The 24,752-nt window shown below is 39.2% G+C and carries 22 protein-coding genes; 14 read left to right on the forward strand and 8 right to left on the reverse strand.

Going from position 1 to position 24,752, the window contains the following annotated elements; genetic code table 11:
* The first annotated feature begins 159 nt into the window (after nucleotides 1–159).
* Nucleotides 160–1,260 (forward strand): protein kinase domain-containing protein, encoded by a 1,101-nt coding sequence (locus PN450_RS07755; protein ID WP_271835918.1) that lies wholly within the window; start codon nucleotides 160–162, stop codon nucleotides 1,258–1,260.
* Nucleotides 1,261–1,269: 9 nt separating this feature from the next.
* On the opposite strand, the gene ctpC is transcribed toward PN450_RS07755, so the two are convergent.
* Together ctpC and PN450_RS07765 are read right to left on the reverse strand one after the other, a co-directional pair.
* Nucleotides 1,270–2,553, reverse strand: a complete 1,284-nt coding sequence (ctpC, locus tag PN450_RS07760) for a carboxyl-terminal processing protease CtpC (protein WP_148767133.1) — start codon at nucleotides 2,551–2,553, stop codon at nucleotides 1,270–1,272.
* A 233-nt stretch (nucleotides 2,554–2,786) separates the two neighbouring features.
* Nucleotides 2,787–3,155, reverse strand: a complete 369-nt coding sequence (locus tag PN450_RS07765) for a DUF1818 family protein (RefSeq protein ID WP_148765577.1) — start codon at nucleotides 3,153–3,155, stop codon at nucleotides 2,787–2,789.
* A gap of 32 nt (nucleotides 3,156–3,187) precedes the next feature.
* Here PN450_RS07765 and PN450_RS07770 point away from each other — a divergent pair, with 32 nt between their 5' ends.
* Both PN450_RS07770 and recA read left to right on the forward strand, forming a co-directional pair.
* Entirely contained in the window at nucleotides 3,188–3,325 is a 138-nt protein-coding gene (locus PN450_RS07770) for a hypothetical protein (protein ID WP_168204469.1), read from the forward strand.
* A 107-nt stretch (nucleotides 3,326–3,432) separates the two neighbouring features.
* Nucleotides 3,433–4,506: a recombinase RecA gene (gene recA, locus PN450_RS07775; RefSeq protein WP_015080742.1), complete on the forward strand. Its 1,074-nt coding sequence runs from the start codon at nucleotides 3,433–3,435 to the stop codon at nucleotides 4,504–4,506.
* A gap of 130 nt (nucleotides 4,507–4,636) precedes the next feature.
* Here the strand turns inward: recA and PN450_RS07780 are convergent, their stop codons facing one another.
* Both PN450_RS07780 and queG read right to left on the reverse strand, forming a co-directional pair.
* On the reverse strand, nucleotides 4,637–5,272 hold the full coding sequence (locus tag PN450_RS07780; RefSeq protein ID WP_148765575.1) for an HAD-IA family hydrolase: 636 nt from the start codon (nucleotides 5,270–5,272) through the stop codon (nucleotides 4,637–4,639).
* Nucleotides 5,247–6,221, reverse strand: coding sequence for a tRNA epoxyqueuosine(34) reductase QueG (gene queG, locus PN450_RS07785; RefSeq protein WP_271835919.1), 975 nt, complete (start codon nucleotides 6,219–6,221; stop codon nucleotides 5,247–5,249). Before queG ends, PN450_RS07780 begins: the two co-directional genes overlap by 26 nt.
* 375 nt (nucleotides 6,222–6,596) lie before the next feature.
* Between queG and PN450_RS07790 the strand changes: the two genes are divergently transcribed.
* Nucleotides 6,597–8,831 (forward strand): HAD-IIB family hydrolase, encoded by a 2,235-nt coding sequence (locus tag PN450_RS07790; RefSeq protein ID WP_271835920.1) that lies wholly within the window; start codon nucleotides 6,597–6,599, stop codon nucleotides 8,829–8,831.
* 201 nt (nucleotides 8,832–9,032) lie between these two features.
* Nucleotides 9,033–10,424, forward strand: a complete 1,392-nt coding sequence (locus PN450_RS07795; protein ID WP_271835921.1) for a malic enzyme-like NAD(P)-binding protein — start codon at nucleotides 9,033–9,035, stop codon at nucleotides 10,422–10,424.
* A 384-nt stretch (nucleotides 10,425–10,808) separates the two neighbouring features.
* Here the strand turns inward: PN450_RS07795 and PN450_RS07800 are convergent, their stop codons facing one another.
* Nucleotides 10,809–12,044, reverse strand: a complete 1,236-nt coding sequence (locus tag PN450_RS07800) for a glycosyltransferase family 4 protein (protein WP_148765567.1) — start codon at nucleotides 12,042–12,044, stop codon at nucleotides 10,809–10,811.
* Between the two features lie 1,261 nt (nucleotides 12,045–13,305).
* The gene (locus tag PN450_RS07805; RefSeq protein WP_148765565.1) at nucleotides 13,306–13,902 is read right to left on the reverse strand and encodes a glyoxalase-like domain protein; all 597 of its coding nucleotides are present in this window, start codon (nucleotides 13,900–13,902) and stop codon (nucleotides 13,306–13,308) included.
* A 185-nt stretch (nucleotides 13,903–14,087) separates the two neighbouring features.
* Here PN450_RS07805 and PN450_RS07810 point away from each other — a divergent pair, with 185 nt between their 5' ends.
* From PN450_RS07810 to PN450_RS07835, 6 genes are all read left to right on the forward strand, one after another.
* A complete protein-coding gene (locus tag PN450_RS07810; protein WP_271835922.1) occupies nucleotides 14,088–14,711 on the forward strand; it encodes an RNA polymerase sigma factor sigma-70 region 4 domain-containing protein in 624 nt (207 codons plus the stop codon).
* Between the two features lie 84 nt (nucleotides 14,712–14,795).
* The gene (locus tag PN450_RS07815) at nucleotides 14,796–15,023 is read left to right on the forward strand and encodes a hypothetical protein (protein ID WP_168652152.1); all 228 of its coding nucleotides are present in this window, start codon (nucleotides 14,796–14,798) and stop codon (nucleotides 15,021–15,023) included.
* A 234-nt stretch (nucleotides 15,024–15,257) separates the two neighbouring features.
* On the forward strand, nucleotides 15,258–16,739 hold the full coding sequence (locus tag PN450_RS07820; protein ID WP_271835923.1) for an efflux RND transporter periplasmic adaptor subunit: 1,482 nt from the start codon (nucleotides 15,258–15,260) through the stop codon (nucleotides 16,737–16,739).
* A 9-nt stretch (nucleotides 16,740–16,748) separates the two neighbouring features.
* Nucleotides 16,749–17,966 carry an ABC transporter permease gene (locus tag PN450_RS07825; RefSeq protein WP_271835924.1) on the forward strand — a complete coding sequence of 406 codons (1,218 nt, stop codon included), beginning with the start codon at nucleotides 16,749–16,751 and terminating at the stop codon, nucleotides 17,964–17,966.
* A gap of 60 nt (nucleotides 17,967–18,026) precedes the next feature.
* On the forward strand, nucleotides 18,027–18,791 hold the full coding sequence (locus tag PN450_RS07830) for an ABC transporter ATP-binding protein (RefSeq protein WP_271835925.1): 765 nt from the start codon (nucleotides 18,027–18,029) through the stop codon (nucleotides 18,789–18,791).
* Nucleotides 18,792–18,865: 74 nt separating this feature from the next.
* A complete protein-coding gene (locus tag PN450_RS07835) occupies nucleotides 18,866–20,308 on the forward strand; it encodes a GTP-binding protein (RefSeq protein WP_271835926.1) in 1,443 nt (480 codons plus the stop codon).
* 38 nt (nucleotides 20,309–20,346) lie between these two features.
* Here PN450_RS07835 and PN450_RS07840 read toward each other — a convergent pair whose 3' ends face one another.
* The gene (locus PN450_RS07840) at nucleotides 20,347–20,802 is read right to left on the reverse strand and encodes a DUF29 domain-containing protein (protein ID WP_271835927.1); all 456 of its coding nucleotides are present in this window, start codon (nucleotides 20,800–20,802) and stop codon (nucleotides 20,347–20,349) included.
* 48 nt (nucleotides 20,803–20,850) lie between these two features.
* The gene (locus PN450_RS07845; protein WP_271835928.1) at nucleotides 20,851–21,666 is read right to left on the reverse strand and encodes a SirB1 family protein; all 816 of its coding nucleotides are present in this window, start codon (nucleotides 21,664–21,666) and stop codon (nucleotides 20,851–20,853) included.
* A gap of 487 nt (nucleotides 21,667–22,153) precedes the next feature.
* Between PN450_RS07845 and PN450_RS07850 the strand changes: the two genes are divergently transcribed.
* From PN450_RS07850 to atpC, 3 genes are all read left to right on the forward strand, one after another.
* Nucleotides 22,154–22,408, forward strand: a complete 255-nt coding sequence (locus PN450_RS07850) for a TIGR03643 family protein (RefSeq protein ID WP_148765537.1) — start codon at nucleotides 22,154–22,156, stop codon at nucleotides 22,406–22,408.
* A 314-nt stretch (nucleotides 22,409–22,722) separates the two neighbouring features.
* A complete protein-coding gene (atpD, locus tag PN450_RS07855) occupies nucleotides 22,723–24,171 on the forward strand; it encodes a F0F1 ATP synthase subunit beta (protein ID WP_015080725.1) in 1,449 nt (482 codons plus the stop codon).
* A 100-nt stretch (nucleotides 24,172–24,271) separates the two neighbouring features.
* The gene (gene atpC, locus PN450_RS07860; protein ID WP_168632891.1) at nucleotides 24,272–24,685 is read left to right on the forward strand and encodes an ATP synthase F1 subunit epsilon; all 414 of its coding nucleotides are present in this window, start codon (nucleotides 24,272–24,274) and stop codon (nucleotides 24,683–24,685) included.
* Nucleotides 24,686–24,752 lie beyond the last annotated feature (67 nt).

Below are 24,752 nucleotides of genomic sequence, written 5' to 3' on the forward strand. Positions count from 1 at the left end.
CTCCCCTGGTAGGGGAGAGGTTTGGAGAGGGGTCTGTTTACACATTAAAAACTTTTAAAACATCCTCTAAGATGAGGACTTAGATACTCAAAATAAAAGTTAATAACCACGTTTTTACAAGCATAAGGCACAATAAAGACAAGTATCATTTATTTATTTATGAGTTATTGTCTTAATCCCCATTGTTCTCACCCAGAAAACACTGATGATGTTAAGTTTTGTCAAACCTGTGGGACGAAATTATTCCTAAAAGAACGTTACCGCGCTATTAAACCTATCGGACAAGGTGGTTTTGGTAGAACCTTTCTCGCTGTAGATGAGGATAAACCCTCAAAGCCACCCTGTGTAATTAAGCAATTTTTCCCCCAATCCCAAGGGACAAATACGGTACAAAAGGCAGTAGAATTATTTAATCAAGAGGCTGTTCAGTTGGATGAATTGGGACAACATTCCCAAATTCCTGCACTTTTGGCATATTGTAACCAAGATGACAGACAGTATTTAGTTCAGGAATTTATTAATGGACTAAATTTACACCAAGAATTAGAACAAAATGGGGCTTTCAATGAAACGCAGATTCGACAATTACTGCATGATTTATTGTCAGTGCTGCAATTTTGTCATGGTAACCGAGTTATACATCGAGACATTAAACCAGAAAATATCATTCGTCGCAATAGCGATCGCAAATTAGTTATAGTTGATTTTGGGGCAGCGAAATCCGCCACAGAAACAGCCCTAAACCGCACGGGAACCAGTATAGGTAGTCTCGAATATGTCGCCCCGGAACAAATGCGCGGGAAGGCACTTTTCGCCAGTGATATCTATAGTTTAGGAGTAACTTGTATTAATCTGTTAACAGAGCGATCGCCTTTCGACTCCTACGATACCCATAACGCAGCTTGGATATGGGGACAATATCTAAAAACTCCTGTTAGTCAAGAATTGAGCCGAATCATTGACAAAATGGTAGAAACCATCCCCAGTCACCGCTACCAAACAGTTGATGAAGTGATCAAAGATTTGAATTTTCAACCATCATCTTTACCACCCAAACAAATAACTCCACCCACGTCTCAACCTCCTGCTGTGGTTAGAACTTCCACCCAAATTGAGAAAGAATTACAAGAACTAAAAACTCAATTCACAGGTAGTAAACCCCAACCACAAAACCCTAATTCTCAACCACAATCTCCTAGCAATAATCCCATAGATAAAGAATTAGAAGAATTAAAAGCTAAGTTTCTTGGTAATGGGTGAAGAAATCATTTAATTCTGCTGAATTGTATTGGTGTTTTGAGCCGATTTTTTACCTAACAATTCCACAGCCTTAGCAAATTGAGGATCTTCAAGAGTCGCTAATTTATCCCTTCCTCCCAACCATAACTTTTGACGTTGGGCATCAGTTAATTCTACCTTCACATCTGGATCAATACCATGTTTATTAATATCTTTACCGCTAGGAGTATGATATTTGGCAATAGTTACAGCCAAACCAGCACCAGATTTTAAAGGTTGCACCGATTGAACTAAACCCTTCCCAAAAGTTTGATTTCCGACCAAAGTCGCCCGTTTATTATCTTGTAATGCCCCAGAAACAATTTCACTAGCACTAGCTGACCCTTTATCTACTAATATTATCAAAGGTTTATCAGTTAAAGCCTTGCCATTGGCAACTTGTTTATCTTGTGTACCTTGACGGTCAATAGTAAAGACAATCGTGCCTTTATTCATCCACATTTGAGCAATTTCTATACTCGCGTATAACAGCCCTCCAGGATTACCACGTAAATCTAAAACATATCCAGAAACCTTTTTAGCTTCTAAACTTTGAATAGCATTTTTCATTTCCTTGCTGGCATTAGCACTGAATTGATTCAAGCGAATATAGCCAAGATTCCCCGCTGGAGTTTTCTTTTCTGAAAAGCGGACAGGATGAATTTCAATGCGCGCTCGTTGAATATTAAATTCTTTTTTCTGACCATTCCGCAGAATTGTCAACCTCACCTTGCTGCCTGATTGTCCACGAATTAGGGATACTGCATCATTAGTATCCATACCTTTGGCGTTTTTACCATCAATTTCGAGAATGATATCTTTAGCTAAAATACCGGCTTTAAATGCTGGTGTATCTTCAATGGGAGCAATTACAACCAGTTGTTTAGTTTTTTCATCCTGACTGATAGTGATACCAATACCCGTAAGTTCACCAGAGGTATCAACTTGCATATTCTTGAATTCCTCTGGGTCCATAAACCGGGTGTAAGGATCTTCCAGCTTTTTCAGCATTTCCCGAATGGACTTATAGGCCGCTTTATCATCAGTATAGGACTTGCTTAAATATTCCTTGCGAACAGCTTGCCAATCTACCTGATTAAAAGTGCCATCTACATATCGGTAGTAAATATTTTGCCAAACTTCATCTACCAAATCCTTGTGACTATCTTTAAATGAAGCCTTACCAATTGAGTGAATACCCAGACCAGTAACGGCGATTGTAGAAAGCGTTACCACCGTAGCACTCAAAACCAGTTTACTTTTTGTAATTACCATAATGGCGGCTGTGTCAAAGGAAAAAATATATATCAAGTATGCCCAATCTAACACAGGGATTGGTAATTGGTAATTAGGAATAGGCGGTTGAACGTTGTTTACGGATAAAACTGGATTGATGAGCAATTAATAATTCCTAAAAGTAGAGAAAATCTCCTCAAAACGCACAACTTAATCCTAACTTCGCAAATATGCTATTATAAATTTACCAACTCGTGCCGATAGATCCGCACTCAGGCTGATGGCTTGAGCATTCTGATTGCTTGCAACAATTCTGAGACGGCTGAAGCAACCCATTTACCTTCTGTCCCCCTTCCTGTATTGAGGATGAAGCGGAGATTGTAGGCACAAGGATAACCTTCCACCTCCATCCATAATAAATCGCTTTCGGCTTCACAGGCAATTTTTTCATCGTCCATTAACTCCGTACTTAGATGCTTCATCGTATCTGCAAGCTGATTAAAAAGGCGACAAAATTCGTTTAATTCTGCTTCTGTTAATTCTATCGCCCAATCTTCTGTACCAACTAATCCTGTAAATTCTGGTGCAACTGGATTCCAACCTATGCGCCAACCAATCCCACTTTTAATGACCCGTTCCATACCTATATAGTCACCAGACTTGCTATTATTTATTGCAAAAATTATACCAATTGGCTTTGGCAATGACGATAGCTAAAAATATGAATTGCCTATATAGTCAGTCTTTCGCAATTCTCAATCTAAAATGCTATAATCTTTCAGCGATCGCTTTAGGAGCTTGGCAAACCTAATTTTGTAAATATTCCTAATTGGCACACTTTCCGGTTAGGATAGTATATTCGTTCTATTAAAACTCCCGTCCCAGTAATTTTGAAAAATCCTATACTTAGAGGCAAGAATGGCAGCTAATACCGAGACTTCTGGCAAGCAAAAAGCGTTAAATATCGTCCTGGGACAAATTGAGCGCAGCTTCGGGAAAGGAGCAATTATGCGCCTGGGTGATGCCACCCGCATGAAGGTAGAAACAATATCCACCGGGGCGCTCACCCTAGATTTAGCTTTAGGTGGTGGTTTACCTAAAGGACGGGTAATCGAAATCTACGGACCAGAAAGTTCTGGGAAAACTACCGTCGCCCTTCATGCCCTCGCAGAAGTGCAGCGAAATGGGGGTATTGCCGCATTTGTAGATGCTGAACACGCCCTAGATCCTACCTATGCCGCTGCGTTGGGTGTAGATATTGACAACTTACTTGTTTCCCAACCAGACAATGGCGAATCAGCATTAGAAATAGTTGACCAACTTGTGCGTTCTGCGGCGGTTGATATTGTTGTTATTGACTCCGTTGCCGCTTTAGTTCCCCGCGCTGAAATTGAAGGGGATATGGGGGATATTCACGTAGGTTTACAAGCTCGGTTAATGAGTCAAGCCCTACGGAAAATTACTGGTAATATTGGTAAATCTGGATGCACAGTTATTTTTATTAACCAGTTGCGGCAAAAAATCGGTGTCACCTATGGTAGTCCAGAAACTACAACGGGTGGTAATGCGCTGAAATTTTACGCTTCCGTGCGCTTGGATATTCGCAGAATTCAAACTTTGAAAAAAGGAACTGATGAATTTGGCAACCGGGTCAAAGTCAAAGTAGCGAAAAATAAAGTGGCACCACCTTTTAGAATTGCCGAATTTGACATTATCTTTGGCAAAGGAGTTTCTACCATTGGTTGTTTAGTGGATATAGCCGAAGAAACTGGTGTTCTTCTTCGTAAAGGTGCTTGGTATAGCTACAGTGGTGAAAATATTTCCCAAGGTCGAGATAACGCGATTAAATATTTAGAAGAAAAACCCGAATTTGCGGCCAAAGTTAAGGAACAAGTTCTGGAAAAACTCGATAAGGGGGCGGTAGTTTCTGCTAATTCTGTAGTTCAACCTCATGACGTTGAAGAGGAAGAAGAGATTGAATTAGAGGAATAGATATTGGGCGAAGGGAATTTGCTACTACACAAGCAAAGTCCACCTGCGTGGACTAATCAAAATTAAATATCTCCAACCTACGCAGGTAGGTTTTGTCTGTGTAGCTGCGACTTCTAGTCGCCCATTCCTCTTAACAGCTTTTAATTACATCTAGTAATTCACGAGGATGATGAATTAAGAAATCTGGGTTTTGTTTACCTAGGGCTTCGGAAGAATTAAACCCCCAACTGACTGCAACCACTTTGATATTAGCTTTTTTGGCAGATTCTACATCTCTAGTTTCATCTCCTACATAAATTACTACTTCTGGTTTGAACTGTTTTTGCCGTAACACATTATTAATAATTGTGGTTTTCCCAAAAATAGTGACTCCTGAATAAATAAAGTCAAACAAATAATCTAAATTATGGCACTTGAGAAATTGATTGACATTTTCTTGAGAGTTAGAAGTAATGATTCCCAGGTGATAACCTTGATTATGGAGTTCTATTAATGCGGCATTAATTCCCTCAATAGGTGTTAATTCTGGGATTTTATGTTTTAATTCTCCTTTGACTTTTTTAACCATAAAAGGAATTTTGAATAGGGAAACACCAGAATATTTAATAATTTCTCTGGCTGTTAAATTTCTCAGGAGAACTAGTTCTTGCGAATTAATCGGCACATATCCAAATTCCAGGGCTAAACGATTGGCAATAGTTACAAGAGCATCTACTGTATCCGCAATCGTCCCATCAAAATCAAAAATTATTACTTTCTGGGTCATTATTATGCCTGGATTTGTCAAGATTAGCGCGAGCATTACGTCGTAACATTTCTGGTTTAATGCGTCGCAAGGCTGATGCGGTGAATCTTTTATCCCACTCCTCGTTTGATATTTGGGCTAATTCTACCAGCTTGGGGGCTAAATTTCCAGGATAGGGTTGAAAATCAGTGACATCAGTGGCTTGAGCAAATCGCTGATTCCAAGGACAAACATCTTGACAAATATCACAACCTGCTACCCATCCTTGTAAATGAGGTGTAATGTTTGCGGGTAATTCCTCAGCCCGGTTTTCAATTGTATGATAGGCAATACAGCGATTAGCATCTACTACAAATGGTTCAGTAATTGCACCTGTAGGACAAGCTTGCAAACAACGAGTACAAGTTCCGCAATGTTGGGTAGATGGGCGATCGCTTTCTAGTGCCAAATTGGTTAATATTTCTGCCAAAAACACCCAAGAGCCATATTTTCTGGTAATAACGTTCCCATTTTTAGCAATCCAACCAATGCCGGCTTTTTGCGCCCAAACTTTATCTTGGACTGGCCCTGTATCTGCATAATAACGGGCTTTGACATTTTCGCCCAGGGATTCTAGCCAAATAGCCAATTCCTTCAGCTTTTTGTGCATCACTCGATGATAATCCCGTCCCCAGGCATAACGGGAAATTTTCCCGTATTCATCCCCCTGCGGCCGTTCCTGGGGAGTATAATAATTCAAGGCTACAGATATGAGCGATCGCACTTCTGGCATAACTAAACTAATATCCTCACGTTTGGGATTTTTCATCCATTCCATGTCAGCGTGATAACCCATTTTTAGCCAAGCTTGCAATTTTTCTGTCTCTGTTCTCTCTAAATTACCGACAGCAGCAATACCCACTTCGTGAAATCCCAACTCTTTGGCTTTTGCTTTCACTACTGCGCTGCTAATTGATGTATATTCATTCATTTTTTCAGGGGAAATTTAGCTGAAACTCCAGAAATTGCCAACACATTGTTTGTTTGGTAACACAGTTCTCAATATGGGACAGGACAATTGGTAATTTATTTGTGGCTACATATAAAATCTTAATTGATTGGGGAACAGATATTAGTATGAACTACCGGGTCGGAAATTTCACAACCACACCACCAATTTGCTCAACTTTGTATTTAATGGTGCTGCGTAACATTCCCGAACCGATATCAAGAATTGACTTGTTCATGATCCTGATCTTGACGCTGACGGAAAAACCTGTAACCTTTAGTGCATTAGTGGTGATATAACTATAATAAATCAGGCAAAAATGTTGGATTTATTGCTAATAATGGAGGAATCAGCACTGTGTCAAACAACTCAGGGTTGTATATTTTACTCGTCAGCGTTCATGGTTTAATTCGCGGTAATAATCTAGAGTTAGGCAAAGATGCTGATACTGGTGGGCAAACCAAATACGCAGTTGAACTTGCTTGCACATTAGCTAAAAATCCCCAAGTAGCAAGAGTTGACTTAGTAACGCGGTTGGTAAATGACCCAAAAGTTAGCCCTGATTATGCTCAACCAGTAGAAATTCTCGCAGATAAAGTCCAAATTGTTCGTATTGCCTGTGGTCCCAAACGCTACCTCCGCAAAGAAGTTCTCTGGCCACATTTAGATACCTTTGCAGATGAATTGCTCAGACATATTCGCAAAGTTGGCAAAATTCCCCATATTATTCATACACATTATGCTGATGCCGGATACGTGGGTTCTAGAGTTGCCGGTTGGCTAGGCATCCCTCTAGTCCATACAGGTCACTCTCTGGGACGCATCAAGCAACAAAGATTATTAGAACATGGTACTAAACAGAAAACTATTGAAGATAATTTTCACATCAGTACCAGAATTGAAGCTGAAGAAATTACCCTTGGTAGTGCAGCTTTAGTTATAGCCAGCACTCATCAAGAGGTTGAAGAACAATACAGCGTTTACGATCACTATCAACCAGAACGCATGGTAGTTATCCCCCCAGGTGTCACCTTAGAGCGTTTTTACCCAGCCCCGGATAATTGGCAAAATCCACCTATTCAAAAGGAATTAGAAAAGTTTCTCAAAGACCTGCAAAAGCCGATGATTATGGCGATTTCTCGCCCGGCTATCCGGAAAAATGTCAGTAGTCTCATTAAGGCTTATGGGGAAGATCCCGAATTGCGCCAATTGGCCAATTTGGTACTAATACTAGGCAAACGAGAGGATATTTTGGCGATGGAATCGGGTCCGCGTCAGGTATTTGTGGAGATATTACAATTAATAGATCGCTACGATCTTTATGGTCATATTGCTTATCCTAAACACCATAATGCTGATGATGTGCCAGATTTATACCGGCTCACGGCAAAAACCCAGGGAGTATTTATCAACCCAGCCCTGACAGAGCCATTTGGACTGACATTAATTGAGGCTAGTGCCTGTGGTGTGCCGATCATTGCTACGGCTGATGGTGGTCCGCGGGATATTCTCGCTGCTTGTCAGAATGGATTATTGATTGATCCTTTGAATATTCAAGATATCCAAAATGCTTTGCGAGCATCTCTCACCAATCCAGAACAATGGCAACAATGGTCTAAAAATGGCATGATTAATGTTTGTCAACATTTCTCTTGGGATAGTCACGTAGAGCAGTATTTAGAGCAAGTCCGCCGATTATTGCCCCAAAAACGCATTCAATCTCTGTTGAGTCCCCTGGTTAAATCTCCCGCAGATGAACATCCAGATTGGAATGTACCGGATACCAATCATTTACCAACGGCTGATCGGTTTCTAGTTTGCGAAATTGATCATACTCTATTAGGTGATGAGGAAGCTTTGGAAAAGTTAATTCAGAGAATTCGTGATCAAGGGAATACAACTGGAGTGGGTATTGCCACCGGGCGCAGTCTCAAAAGTACATTAAGTATGTTAGAGGAATGGCGTTTCCCTCTGCCAGATTTGTTGATTACATCAGCGGGAAGTGAGATCTACTACGGTCCCCAGATAGTCACAGATACAAGTTGGCAAAGGCACATTGCCTATAATTGGCGACGGTCAGAAATTCGCAAAGTCATGCAGGATATACCTGGGGTGGAATTGCAACCTCCTGATGCTCAGGGTAAGTTTAAGATTAGCTATTTTGTGGATGAGACGAAATCACCTAGTTTTCGAGAAATTACCCGCCGTCTGCGCCAACATCGCCTCCATGTCAAAGGATTTTATAGCCATAATATGTATCTAGACTTAGTACCTATTCGCGCTTCTAAAGGAGATGCTATCCGTTATGCTGCTTTAAAATGGGGTTTACCTGTTCACCGTTTCTTAGTCGCTGGGGCTTCAGGTAATGATGAATCAATGTTAGCTGGTAATACTCTGGCTGTTGTGGTGGGAAATCACAGCCAAGAAATTGAAAAATTGCGCGGTTTACCACAGATTTATTTTGCCCAAGGAAATTATGCTTGGGGCATCTTAGAAGCATTAGATCATTATGACTTTTTTGGGAACTTATCTCAAACACCCTTAGAAATAGTAACAGGTGACAAAGAAGAAATAACCTTTCAACGTAAGTAAAAACTCTAACCTCTGTGTCCTCTGCGCCTCTGTGGTTCGATAGTATTTTATTTAACCACTGAGATCACAAAGTGAAAAAAAGAAATTTTTCGAGTCACCGTCAGAGGAAGGAAATATTTTTAATCTGAGGTTTTTTGTGAAAATAAAATTTCCCGTAGCAATACAATATAAAATCTAAAATTTAAAATAGAGATTAGCACCATGACAAATCTTACTCCTAATTCTAGTTTTAGTGTTACCCTGCGGTTACAGATTCCCAATCGAGTGGGGATGTTAGCATCTGTTACCCAAGCGATCGCTCTGACTGGTGGTAATCTCGGACAAATTGATTTAATTGAACAAAGCCGTCAAGAATCTACCCGTGATATTACAGTTGATGCCGCGAGTACGGAACACGCGGAAACCATTGTCCAAGCGGTAAAGGAATTACCAGATATTCAGGTAATTGATGTTTATGACCGCACCTTTAATTTACATCGCGGTGGTAAAATCAGTATTGTTAGTAGAATTCCGCTCAAAAGTGTTTCTGATTTAGCAATGGCTTACACTCCTGGAGTCGGCAGAATATGTAAAGCGATCGCCGAAAATCCCGAAGAAGTGTATAATCTAACAATCAAACAGAACACGGTGGCTATCGTCACTGATGGCAGTGCAGTCCTCGGTTTGGGCAATTTGGGACCAGCAGCCGCTTTACCCGTCATGGAAGGAAAAGCCATGTTGTTTAAGGAATTTGCTGGACTTGATGCTTTTCCCATCTGTTTAGATACTCAAAATACAGATGAGATTGTCAAAGCAGTTAAAAATATCGCCCCTGTATTTGGTGGTGTGAATTTGGAAGATATCGCTGCACCGCGCTGTTTTGAAATTGAAAAAAGACTGCGAGCCGAATTAAATATCCCCATTTTTCACGATGACCAACATGGGACAGCCATTGTCACCTTAGCAGCATTATTTAATTCTCTCAAACTTATCCAAAAATCCATTGCAGATATCCGCATTGTGATTAATGGTGCTGGTGCGGCGGGGATTGCGATCGCTCGGTTACTCCGCAAAGCCGGTGCAGAAACCATTTTAATGTGCGATTCAAAGGGAATTATTTCGACTAATCGCACTGATTTAACCGCTGAAAAACTGGAATTTGCTGTTAAAGCCCAAGGAACTTTAGCCGGTGCAGTCCAAGGTGCAGATGTCTTCATTGGTGTCAGCGCACCGGGAGTTTTAACACCAGAAATGGTTCAGGGAATGACGAAGGATGCAATTGTGTTTGCAATGGCTAATCCCATTCCCGAAATTCAGCCAGAATTAGTGCCTAAAAACGTCACTGTTATGGCTACGGGTCGAAGTGACTACCCCAACCAAATCAATAACGTCCTGGCGTTTCCTGGGGTGTTTCGTGGGGCTTTAGATTGTCGGGCTAGGACGATTACTACTAATATGTGTTTACAAGCTGCCAGTGCGATCGCTTCTTTAGTTAAACCTGCGGATTTGAATCGAGAGCATATTATCCCTTCTGTCTTTGATAAGCGGGTGGCTACTGCTGTGGCTGCTGCTGTCCAACAAGCCGCACGGGAAGAAGGTATTGCTCAAAATTAATTAATTTGTGGAATGGCCAGCGTTCGACGGTTCGACTCAGACTGCGACATCATCTAAGTTGAACGCTTCACCGAACGCCTGACGGTTCCAGGAATGTAATAGAACGCGCCTAACTAGGGATTGCTGAAAAAGTCTTTTCGTGAGGGCTAGGAGTCAGGAGTCAGGAGTCACCGAGTCAGGAGGAAGAATTAAAAGGAGAGAAGAATAGTCTCAAATTTCAGAAAGTGATAGGTTTTTAATGGTTTCAATCCTTATTCCTTGCACCTAATTCACTTTTTTAACCGGGAAACTCTTAATCTATCTAGGTTTTCGGTTTATTCAGCCAGCCTTAACTATTACCTATTGCTATGGAATCACAGTTAGTTTTGTTTTATCGTGCTGACATTAGTTCAACAAACAAGAATAGGAAGACTCAGGAGTATATAACCAGCGATGATAGTTTTTCCGTTTCGCTAATTCCTTACCTTGACGGCCAAGTTTTTCCCGTAACTGTGAATCTTGGCACATCCGATTGAAAGTTTGCAAAACTTCATAACCAGAATCTTGATTTACTAATAAGCCATTTTCTTCATGATGAACCGCATCTAAAACACTACCCAAGCGGGAAGCAATGACAGGTTTACCAAAGTAACCAGCTTCTAAATAAACTACACCAAAGTTATCTGTGGTTGCATCTTCATAATTATCGGAATTCAACATCGCAAAAATATCACAGGCTGCATAATAACCAGCTAAATCGCGTTCTCGTACATAACCAGCGAAATGTACCCGTTTATCTATTCGTAACCTTTCCGCTTGAGATTTTAGCTGAGTTTCACAATTTCCTTCACCACAAATAATGCAATGAACATCCACACCAATAGTTAGTAATACGGGAATATTGTCTATTACTCGATCAAAGTTTTTATATTTAACCAAGTTACCAACAGAAAGAATTACAATTGCTGTTTCCGAAATATTGTAAGTCTGACGGATGCGGTTACGTAAATCATTAATATGACTAAGACTAGTAGGATTACCAAATCTTTCTGGCCTCACTACCGGATTAATTACATGAGTAGGTGTATCTAAACGAAAAGTATTTCTTAAAGAATTCCGAATATAAGAACTATTACAAACAATTCCATCAGCACGTGTGAGAGTTAATTTTAACAGCCATCTCCACAACGGGTTATTAACTGTACGTGATAAATCATTACCATGTAAATAGATAAAAAAGCGAATTGGTAAAATATAACTGAGTACCAACACCGCTGGGAAATCATAACCATGACACCATTCAATGTAGCGGTAATGATAGCGAAAATATAATTTAATAGCTAGTAGCAAAGAGCAAATAATATTGAAACCAGATTGACAAATATCTCCTAACCAGTTATCACACCAAGCCGGAAAATGAAACCAACGATAAACTGGAAATTGCTGAGATTTATCAAATTTTTTATCTCCATGACAACCACCAGCTAAGACAATTACCCGATCTGGATCTTGTAAACAACGATTATAGACATATTCACCAATTACAGCCTCTTCTGGGCGGAATATTCGGGAAATAACGAGAATATCTGGGTAAGCTGTTTTATCTCTAACTTGTGACCCTAGTTGTGATATATTTTCCATAATTAAGCTTGATAAATTAACTGGAATTAGGGCATTATCTTAAATTCAATAAAAGGCTTTTACTTCTGTATGGGTTTAGCACTGGTAAATCCCCACTGGATTCTGCTGTATATAGAAATAGGATTTTTAGATTCTGTTGATTCAAAAAAAATCTCATCCCTCTCTTAAATATTAAATTCGTGAGCATTCAGATTTGTCAGAATAATCACGGATTTTAGAGTTAGCTTGAGTTATTTTTCTAAGATATCACTTCTCTCTATTCTTGATTTAATAAGTATTCTGAGTTCTTCTAGAAATGATCCAACACATGGTTAACAAAACTATCAAATTATCACTTATTTTGCTGCCAATTATCGGTTAATTTTCTGGAATTTATCAGTGATAGATGAGTTATCTACATAATCAAATATAGTCATAATTTATCAGTTATCTTCCCAAGAGATTACTCAGAAACTACTCGGAAAGTTGTTAAATCTAACTATTGTTTCTAGAATACTCTAAATATGGGCTATTTTTGTGCCAAATCGCCAGAAAATATGAGTAATTTGGGAATCTGAGTCATAGCATTTATTCCCATTATTTTCACCGTTGTTACTGACATATTTTTTATCATTTGTTAAGGTATCAATTATTGCATTTACTTCATGTTAAATTTGAATACCTCTAACTGGTAATCATAGATATATAGAATCTTTCAGCTATCAGTAAAAAGTAAACCCCCTAAAATATAGGTGCTAAATATTCCGACTCTATCCGGAAAAATCTGTTAGCAACAAAATTATTTATAGAAAAAATTCAGATCGGTTAAAACAATCTTGTTTAGTTTAAACAGTAGAAGCCTCTCACCTACCCGATAGGGAGGTGATGAGATGAATAAGCGGAAGTGACGAATTGCCCAACGAGCAAAATTAAGCGCAGCTTAATCAGTGTTGTTGGGCGATGTTAGCGCAGCGGCACGAAGTGCGGAATGAACACTTTCTTGATTTTTTTTCAAATATTTGATATAGTTTTCAACAGTAGGTGTAACTCAATTAAATGCTGAAAAGCGGCCTATCAAAAAAGTTAAAAATTATCTCAAAAAGTCCCTAGGGCATAGGGCTTTAAAGCTCGGTTAATGTCTTCATAGAGGAGTCGCCGAGAAGCCCACAGTCACCTGAAAGGGAGTGTGTGGAGTATGTCACATGATTGTCAACTGTTTAGGTAGGTAACAGGGAGATAAAAAATATTCAGGGTGCGTCAGGAAAACCCAACACACCCATGACTAATTAGCAACTTCAGCCATTTCAATGACGCGCCCTTCATAATCCTTAACTAAAAAATTCAAAGGCTTTTGGTTGCGAATTTTAAACTTTAAACCCCTGACTTCTACCCGCATTAAAATTAATTCTAGACAATCATGATCAAAGCAAACATGACGATGCTGATCTTTTTTGCCTAAACTTGCACCAGTGATAATATGTAATTGAGTATTTTTCTTGAGTTGATACCACAGCCCGTCATTACCATTATTCATGGTGTTATTAGACCAACTGGGACTAGCGGACATATATAGCGGATCAATACCTGTTGCACCGATAGTTTGCTCGTAGTTGTAATAATAGTGCAAAGGGACTTCCGCCACTGGCAAATCTAGCAAACCTGCATATAACTGTCGGGCAACTTCTAAATCTGATACCATGACAGTATAAACTTTAGGTGCGCTACTCAAAAACATCCACATAGCGCCCGCGTAAGCTGCCAGCAGCATAATCATAATCCCCTGGGTGGAGAACAGGCTATCCAAGGGCAGGGAAGGCAAAAACGAGCCGAAAGTTAGTGGACTTGGCAGGAACATTAGGGAACTAGCTTCTATAACCATGAACAAACAAGATCACAATAAAGGAAACGCTTTTAGTTGTCAGTTAAGACTAACATTAAGTCCTAATTTCTAGTTTATCAATAGTCTGGTTGTCTGACATTGACAAATTAACTGACTTGCAAATATTGTTAGCTATCACATCACCATTCCCTAGTATATTTTAACAGTTATCTAGTCCAGAGATTGTGCAAATTCCCCACTTTCCCGAAGCTAATCACCCATTGGTGAAGTCGCTATTTCATCACAGTGATCAAGAACTACTGAGTCTATTTCAGCAATATCCTGATTATGGCAAGTATTTTACGGTGATTTTCTGCCGTTATAGCCCCATAGTTTACACCTTAATTCGGCATTCAGCGCGATCGCCTGTGCAAGCTGATTATTTGTTTGCTCTGATTTGGCGCAATATATATTATGAACTAGGTGGACTGAATTTAAACCAAGCAGCGACAGAGACGGAATCTTTAACCTTACAAAATTGGTTAATTAATATCACGGCATTCCATATTAACGAGATTAAACTACCACCCACAGAAGCTATTCATTATTCTCTCAAGGATACATCACCACCGCTATGGTGCTATGTAGAACAGGCATTAGATCAACTCCCACCAATATCACGATTAATCGTCTTAATGGCACAAACTTTCCACTGGAGTGAAACCAGAATTGCTGCATATTTGCAAGCTGAAGGAGAACAAATTTCCCCCGCTGAAGTAGCAAGTTCTCTCCAAGAAGGTTATCTGATGCTAGAAGATAAATTACCTACTGATATTCGGGCTATTTACTTAGGCGAAGCTGGGATTTAGTCCTAACTTTAGCTATAATAATCACAATAGCTCATCTGCTGTCCAAAACCAAAGGGAAAATGCTAGGGCTGAATTTCTCAGATAATGTTACAAAACCGTGTCGCAATTACAGAAGTAAATAAAAATCCCGCAGAAGATTTAAAATATTTAGTCGTCTCTGGGGAAATCTCTGAAAACATGGATAACTTTACCAAAGCCAAGGCTTTATATAAACAAGCTATTTCCATAGCCCAGAAATTAGAAGATAGCAAGCAACAAAGTTTATTAGTTTATAAAATTAATAGTCAAAATCCCAGATACCCGACTTCTTGAAGAAGTCGGAGATCTAGAAGTCGGGGATCTAAATTAAATTAAAAAATAGGAAATAAGTCATGATCACGAATCAAAGAGAAATATGATAGTATAACTAGGAGAGAGATAGAAATTTATAAAATAGAAATTGAAAATTCACCTAATCAGGTGATGAATTAGATAAATCAAATGATTATCATAGATTCTCAACTATAGAATATTCTTGCTAACTTCTATTCCTAACCTTTTTTGATCATGATTTTTTACATAGAAATTCCCTTAATTGGCAAAAAAGTTAAATATCCATTCCGTTGGTTAATGGGTTTAATAGCTAGTGGTGTTTTAATTGTGGGAACAACAGCCACTATTCAAACCATCCAGCAAAAAAATAAACCGCTAGATGTGACTAAATTAACTGTTCCTGTAGAGGCAAAAAGTGTAACTGTCCGCATTACTGCTAGTGGCAAAGTTCAACCAGTTCAAAGTGTAAATATTAGTCCTAAAAGTCCAGGACTTTTGGCATATTTAAATGTGGAACAGGGAGATACTGTCAAGCAAGGACAAATAATTGCTCGCATGGATAATTCGGAAATTAAAATGCGAATTCTCCAGTACCAAGCTAATTTAGCACAAGCAAAGGCACAATTAGCAGAAAGCGAAGCCGGCAGTCGTCCCGAAGAAATTGCCCAAGCAAAAGCCCGTGTAGACCAAGCACAGGCACAATTAGCGATTATTCGAGATGGTAATCGGTTACAGGAAATTCAACAAGCACAAGCTCAAGTTGACTCGGCAAAAGCTTCTGTAGCACTTACCCAATCCAGAGTCAAACGTTATCAAGATTTAGCTAAAGATGGGGCTATTTCCCAAGATAGTTTAGAACAATATGTCAGTGAAAATAGTAAAGCTAAGGCTAATTTAGAAGAAGCACAACGCCGATTATCTTTACTGAAAGTGGGCAACCGCAACCAAGATATTCAAAAGCAAGCAGCAATTGTTAATCAGGAAAAGGAAGGATTACGAAAATTAGAAAATGGTAATCGTCCCCAAGAAATTGCTAGATTAAAAGCAGCAGTAGCTAGTGCGGAAGCTCAGTTAAAACAACAACAAGTTCAATTAGAAGATACAATTATTCGCGCTCCTTTTTCGGGAATTGTCACTCAGAGATATGCGACGGTGGGAGGTTATGTTAGTCCAGCAATTTCCGCTTCTAGTAATGCTTCTGCCACTTCAACTTCTATAGTAGCTTTGGCAAAAGGTTTAGAAGTTTTAGCAAATGTTCCTGAAGTAGATATATCCCAAATTAAACAGCAACAAAAAGTGGAAATTACCATTGATGCCTATCCTGAAGAAGTTTTTCAGGGACAGGTACGTTTGATTGCTCCCGAAGCGGTAGTTGATCAAAATGTCACATCATTTCAGGTGCGCGTGGCGATTAACACGGGGGCTGAAAAACTGCGTTCAGGGATGAATGTCAGTGAAGTCACATTTCTTGGCAATAATATCAAAGATGCGCTGTTAATACCCCAGGAATTAATTGTTACTCGCAAGGGAAAAACTGGCGTGTGGTTATTAGGTGAAAAAAATAAACCTCAATTTCGTCTTGTGACAATTGGCGCGAATATTGATAACCAAATTCAGGTTTTAGATGGTCTTAAAGCCGGAGATCGGGTATTTATTGATCTGCCTAAAACGAAGGAAAAAGAGAAAATAGAACAGGGAAAAGAAAATAAAAAGTAAGCATAAATTATGGACATTTTAGAAAGTGTAAAAATGGCAACTACTACCTTATTAGCTAATAAGTTGCGAAGTAGTTTAACTATGTTGGGAATTATTATTGGCAATGCTTCCGTTATTGCCATGATTGGCATTGGAGAAGGCGCACAAACATTGGCAACTAAGCAATTTGCATCATTAGGACCGAATACCTTATTTATTGTCCCTGGGAGTCCAGGTAGTCGGGGAAGGGTGACAACAATGCCCAGAACTTTAGTTTTACAAGATGCTAAAGCGATCGCTAAACAAGTCCGTGCAGTTAAAGAAGTTGCTCCAGAAATTAATAACAGAACTACAATTACTTATAGAAATAGAAATACAACTAGTACAGTTATTGGCACTACTCCTAATTATATAACAGTTCGTAATGTGGAAATTAAAGAAGGCAGGTTTTTTAATGACTTCGATATTAAACGTAATAAGAGAGTAGCAGTATTAGCTCCAGATTTAGCCAACAAACTCTTTGATAATCAAAATCCTGTTGGTCAAAAAATCCGCATTCAAAATACTACTTTTCAGGTGATTGGCTTAACAGTGGCTAAAGGTTCTTCCTTTGGCAATAACAGTGATGATACAGTTTTTATTCCTATCAACACTATGTTTAGTCGGTTAGTGGGGAGAACATCCCCTTTTGGTATTAATGTTTCTTTAATTTCTGTATCTGCTCAAGATGAAAATAGCATCTCAGCAGCAGAATTTCAAATGACAAATTTACTCCGTCGTCGGCACAAAATTGTCCGTGAAGATGATTTTACTATTCAAAGCCAAAAAAATATCTTGGAAATTACCAATACAATTACCAGCGGCTTGACACTAATGTTAGCTGCGGTTGCCAGTATTTCCTTATTTGTGGGTGGGATTGGGATTATGAATATTATGCTAGTTTCTGTAACTGAACGTACTCAAGAAATTGGACTGCGTAAAGCTATTGGTGCAACTCAAGAAGATATTCTTTTGCAATTCATGATTGAAGCCGTGATATTATCAGTAGCTGGTGGTGTAATCGGTATTGCTTTAGGCGGTGGTAGTATTATTTTAGTGGGTATCCTTACCCCATTACAGGCGGCAATTTCACCAAGTGCAGTTTTATTAGCTGCTAGTGTTTCTGGTGGGATTGGTTTATTTTTTGGTGTAGTTCCTGCCCGTCGTGCCGCTCAACTTGACCCAATGGTAGCACTGAGAACGGCGTAAAAAAATTTAAAATTAATGGATATTCGCTACAATTATACTTTGACATGAGGATAAATTTCCGTGGATAATACTTTTACGATAACTGATACAAGTATTCCCCAATCTGCACCGCCATCAGGAATTATTCGGCTGGAAAATATTTTCAAAGTTTATGGAATTGGAGAAATAGAAGTTAAAGCACTGAATAATGTAAATTTAGTCATAGAAGTAGGTGAATACTGTTCGATTATGGGTCCTTCTGGTTCGGGTAAATCCACAGCCATGAATATTATCGGTTGTTTGGATCGTCCCAGTGACGGAAATTATTATTTAGATAATTTGAATGTCGCCCAAATGAGTGATACTGAATTGGCGCATATTCGTAATAAAAAACTAGGTTTTGTCTTTCAACAATTCCATTTATTAAATCAATTAACGGCTCTAGAAAATGTCATGTTACCAATGGTGTATGCTGGCGTTAAACCTGGGGAAAGAAAAGATCGCGCGACATCTGCATTAATCAAAGTTGGGTTAGAAAAACGCCTCAATAACAAACCTACCCAATTATCAGGAGGACAACAACAAAGAGTAGCAATTGCTCGCGCCATTGTCAACAATCCCGTCGTTCTCCTCGCAGATGAACCCACCGGCGCACTTGATTCTCACACCACCCAGGAAGTATTAGACTTGTTTAATGAACTTAATAGCAGTGGTATCACCGTTGTTATTGTCACCCATGAATCAGAAGTTGCGCGTCAAACTAAGCGGATTGTTTGGTTTCGTGATGGTGAAGTGGTTCATTCTCATCTTACTCCCAATGAATTACATCAAGTTGTCATATCTTAGGGAATTAAAAATTAAGAATTAAAAATTAAAAATGTAATTACTTCCTATTACCTGTTTCCTGTTCCCTAATCTTAATGAATACTTTACCCGAATCCATCCCCAATTGGGAAGAAGAACTAGATAACGTCATTTTTACCTTTGATGATATTCAAGCCGAACTTAACTATAAACAAGCCAAAACCGCACTCAAAAACTTAGTGAATAATCTTGATCTTTCTGCTGCGGAAAAATCAGGTTTAGAAGCAGAAATTAATGATTTAGAAATCATGCTAGATAAACTCGAAAGCATGGTAGTACAAATTGCAGCTTTTGGGATGGTAGGACGGGGTAAATCTTCCCTTCTTAATGCTTTGGTTGGTCAAGAAGTCTTTATTACTGGTCCCTTACATGGTGTTACTCGTGATGCACAAACAGTAAATTGGAGTATTAGTGAAGAAGCTTTAGGAACTTTAAAAGCCACATTACCCAGCAATGGCCAATCCCAAGTCGAATTAATTGATACTCCTGGATTAGATGAAGTAGACGGTGAAACTCGCGCAGCTTTAGCTGAACAAATTGCTAAACAAGCCGATTTAATTCTCTTTGTTATTTCTGGAGACATGACCAAGATTGAACAAATAGCTTTATCGCAATTGCGAGAAGTCGGTAAACCGATAATTTTAGTCTTTAATAAAGTTGATCAATATCCGGAAACTGACCGCATGACAATTTACGAAAAAATTCGAGATGATAGAGTGCGGGAATTACTTTCACCCGCAGAAATAGTCATGTCCGCAGCTTCACCATTGGTCAAAATTGCCGAACAAAATCCTGATGGTTCTAGGAGTGTAAAATTGCAAAAAGGTAAATCCCAAGTTGATGAATTAAAATTGAAAATATTGGAAATTCTCCACCATGAAGGGAAGGCTTTAGTGGCTTTGAATACGATGCTTTATGCTGATAATGTCAATCAGCAGTTGGTACAGCGTAAACTAATAATTAGGGAAGAAAATGCTAATCAGTTAATTTGGAAAGCAGTCATCACAAAAGCATTAGCGATCGCTCTCAATCCTGTTACAGTAGTTGATATATTAAGTGCCGTAATTATAGATATCTCCTTAATCTTAGGTTTATCCAAACTTTACGGTATCCCTATGACCGAAACCGGTGCTGTGAAATTACTCCAAAAAATCGCCCTGAGTATGGGTGGTATCGGTGCTAGTGAACTATTAGCAAATTTGGGTTTAAGTGGTTTAAAAACCCTCCTTGGTGTCTCTACAACAGCAACAGCAGGAATGACAATTGGACCCTATTTATCTATAGCCATAACTCAAGCAGGAGTAGCTGGTGTCTCTTCCTACAGTATTGGCCAAGTTACCAAAGCCTATTTAGCCAATGGTGCAACCTGGGGACCAGATGGACCAAAAGCAGTAGTTAGTCAAATTTTATCAACTTTAAATGAAACTTCTATTTTAAACCGAATTAAAGATGAATTACTGATTAAAGTTAGACGCAGAAAAAAATCTGAATCTGATTAAATTTTTAGTAACATTCCATCTTCATCTATACTCTAGACTTAGGGCATAAAATCTGCATTGAGAACCTGAATTAAAGAAAAAGATGGCTGTTCAGGGAATAAAGTTGAAGGAAGTTGATATTTATTTATTGTATCATTTCTAGCATCTGTATAACAATCTAGAAATACATCATTTAAAATACCTTTTAAACTAGGACTATCTGCTAGAGTATAGGATATTTGTCGTCTTTGTTCAACAACAGTATTACGCCAGCCCCTAGCATTATAATCTTTTTCTTCTGTCCAATATTGTAGTTTTAATAAGTGTTCAATTAAGACAACTAGACGAGTTTTTAGTTCTTTCTTTTCACTCCTTCCCATACTATCAATTTCTTCAATTAAATTCTCAATATCTAATTGTTCTAATTTTCTTTCTCTCAAGATTGCAAGTGTAGTTTGTATCCACAGATAAAAATCTTGCTCATATAATGTTTTATTAGTATCAATGGTCAGCATAACAACTTCTCCTGACTCGATAGACTCTTGATAAGATTATACAACTAACTAATTTAACTTAGCAAGTAATTGACGAATAACATCGGCATCTTTAGCATCAGGAACTTTAATTAAATAAATTTGTAAATCTTCCATAGCTTGAGAAAACTGCCCCAGTTGATAATACAACAAACCCCTATCTCTTAATTCAAAACTCGCTTCTGGAAATAACATTAAAACTCGTTCTACTATTCCCAAACTTCTTTCTAAATCCTGCTGCTGAAGATAAATATATTTTAAATTAGTCAACATTCTAGCTAAAAATTGCCGATTACTCACAACTGCTAAAAATTCAGGTTTTAGCATTACCTCTTGTTGATAAATTTGTGAAAGCCTTTCTTGACAGTCTTGGGCAAACATCACCTCTCCACCATTAAAAGCATCCACAAAAATGCCTATATCTTCCACATCTGGACGAATCAGGAAATGTCCCGGCATTCCTACCCCTACCATGGGAAAATCAATCCGTTTTGCCACCTCTATATAAACTAATGCCAAAGTAATGGGAATTCCCATTTTCCGTTCAATGACATCATTAAAAAAACTATTGCGCGGGTCATAATAATCAATTTTATTACCATCAAAACCCAATTCTTCATATAAATATTGATTAATACTTTGAATAATCCGCAGGGGATAGCGAGAAGAAGGCAAACGTTCCTCTAACTCCATTGCCATTGTATCAAGAGCATTTAAATATTCTTCAGGGTCAATATCTGGATATTCTTCCTGGGCAATATATAAAGCTGCCTTTGCGAGATTGATATCCTCGTCAGGTTGTTGAATCTCCTGGTAAAAATACTGTCGTGCTAACGAGAAATTCATAAGCAATAAGGATGAAGCGACTGGAGGGAAAGTACAGAGTTTTTTGTACCTGCTCTTATTTTAGAGTATTCAGGCGTTTTATGGAACATGGTCTGGATCTATTCTCTCTTTCCCAATTCCTCGTTTCTCGTTTTCTCGTTCCCAGTCTCCAGACTGGGAATATTATCTTAGAGGTTCTTTCTAGTAGTTTGTCAAGATAAAAATGATGGACTGTAGTGTGAGCGTCTCGCTCACGCGGGCAAGACTTGTACTGAGCTTGTCGAAGTATGCCCGCACTACCAAAAACCCGTCAAAATAAATTTGACAGACTACTAGTACCGCAGTGCGGAATTAAAAATTAAAAATTAAAAAAGCAGATTACACAAGCTTTTGTCAAATTTTTAATGGTTGATTGACTTACGCCGTTGTGTACTAGTTCCCAGTCTCCAGACTGGGAATGTTATCTTAGAGGTTCTACCTCCAATAAAAAACAAGAGAAAAAAGAATTATGAAATTACCTGACTTAGATGCTGAAAGCATAGATCGTATTATCGAAATGGCTTGGGAAGATCGGACACCATTTGATGTGATAGAAAAACAATTTGGACTCTTAGAAAAACAGGTAATTGCTCTCATGAGAAGAGAAATGAAATCATCGAGTTTCCGAATGTGGAGAGAAAGAGTTACCAAACGCCAAACCAAACATTTAGAAAAGAGAGAATTTATTGCCGGTAGATTTAAATCCCAAAATCAGAAAACATAAATTCACATAAAACTGAAAATTATCTATGATGGGAATTTGGATATTAGGAGATCAACTGTCGCTACAACAAGCTGCCTGACAAAGCTTTCATCATCACCTGCAAACGTTTGCAAGCAGGATTGAGTCCTAGATAGCGTTTTTGCATCTGATACCAGAAATTTCCAACTGCTTTTAAAAAATCAAGGATCTGGTCTTAATAATGAATTTAAGGCGAAGGTGGAGTCGTTAAGTGCTAACCTAAAAGATGATATCGCTTGATCTGGGGTCTTAAACGACCCACTTGTGAAAACTAGCTTCAATCATTTAGGCGCAGCATGGTCACCACCGCAGAAAAAACAAACATAGGTTACATTACCCAAGTAATTGGTCCGGTTGTAGACGTTAAGTTCCCCGGCGGTAAATTACCCCAAATCTACAACGCTTTAACCATCACAGGCACAAATGAAGCTGGACAAAACATCAGCTTAACCGTTGAAGTACAGCAACTTCTAGGCGACAACCAAGTACGGGCGGTGGCTATGAGTACCACCGACGGTTTAGTTCGTGGGTTAGAAGTAGTTGATACTGGCGCTCCGATTACAGTACCCGTTGGTAAAGCCACCTTGGGACGGATTTTCAATGTTTTAGGCGAACCTGTAGATCAGCAAGGTCCCGTAAACGCCGAAGCATATCTACCTATTCACCGTGACGCTCCTAAATTCACAGATTTAGAAACCAAACCTTCTGTGTTTGAAACTGGGATTAAAGTTGTTGACTTGCTCACTCCCTACAAACGCGGTGGTAAAATCGGTCTGTTCGGCGGGGCTGGTGTTGGTAAAACCGTGATCATGATGGAATTGATCAACAACATCGCTACCCAACACGGTGGTGTGTCTGTATTTGCGGGTGTGGGTGAACGCACACGGGAAGGAAATGACCTCTACAACGAAATGATGGAATCTGGAGTTATCAATAAAGATAACCTCAACGAATCCAAAATTGCTCTAGTTTATGGTCAAATGAACGAGCCACCCGGAGCAAGAATGCGGGTTGGTTTGTCTGGTTTGACAATGGCTGAGTACTTCCGTGATGTCAACAAGCAAGACGTATTGCTATTTGTTGATAACATCTTCCGGTTCGTACAAGCTGGTTCTGAAGTATCCGCGCTATTGGGTCGGATGCCTTCTGCGGTAGGATATCAGCCTACTCTGGGTACTGACGTAGGTGCTTTGCAAGAACGGATTACCTCCACCACCGAAGGTTCTATTACTTCTATTCAAGCTGTATACGTACCTGCGGACGACTTGACTGACCCCGCACCAGCAACTACCTTTGCCCACTTGGACGGTACAACAGTATTGTCTCGTGGTTTGGCTTCTAAAGGTATCTATCCTGCGGTTGATCCTTTGGGTTCTACTTCCACCATGTTGCAACCCAACATTGTTGGTAGTGATCACTACGATACTGCACGGGCTGTACAATCCACCCTGCAACGTTACAAAGAACTTCAAGACATCATCGCCATTTTGGGTTTAGATGAATTGTCTGAAGAAGATCGTTTGATTGTGGCACGGGCGCGGAAAGTTGAGCGGTTCTTGTCTCAGCCTTTCTTCGTAGCTGAAGTATTTACTGGTTCTCCTGGTAAGTATGTGAAGTTGGAAGACACCATTAAAGGATTCCAACAAATTCTTTCTGGTGAATTAGATGCTTTACCTGAGCAAGCTTTCTACTTGGTAGGCGATATCACTGAAGCTAAAGCTAAAGCTGAAAAGCTGAAAGGCTAATGGGTAATGGGTAATGGGTAATGGGTGATGGGTAAGAAATTTCTCCCAATTACCAATTACCAATTACCAATCACCAATCACCAATCACCAATTAAGAATTATGACTCTGACCGTTCGTGTAATTTCTCCAGACAAAACCGTTTGGGATGCTGAAGCTGATGAAGTAGTTTTACCTAGCACTACTGGTCAATTAGGTATCTTGAGTGGACACGCTCCAATGTTGACAGCTTTGGATATAGGTGTCATGCGTGTTCGTGCTTCTAAAAATGCCCCTTGGCAAGCGATCGCACTTTTAGGCGGTTTTGCTGAAGTTGATGAAAATGAAGTCACAATTTTAGTCAACGGTGCTGAACGTGGGGACAAGATTCAACTTGAAGAAGCCCGCACTGCTTTTAATGCAGCACAGACTAGCCTAAATCAAGTCAAACCAGAAGATCGTCAAGCACAAATCCAGGCAACAAAAGCATTTAAACGCGCTCGCGCTCGTTTTCAAGCTGCCGGCGGTTCGGTATAAATCGTATACTGCATCTAAAACTAATGAGGGTGGGCAAATTGCCTACCCTTATTTTATTAGTATTTTA

Origin of the sequence: Dolichospermum lemmermannii CS-548 (assembly GCF_028330815.1) — a bacterium.
GTDB lineage: Bacteria > Cyanobacteriota > Cyanobacteriia > Cyanobacteriales > Nostocaceae > Dolichospermum > Dolichospermum lemmermannii.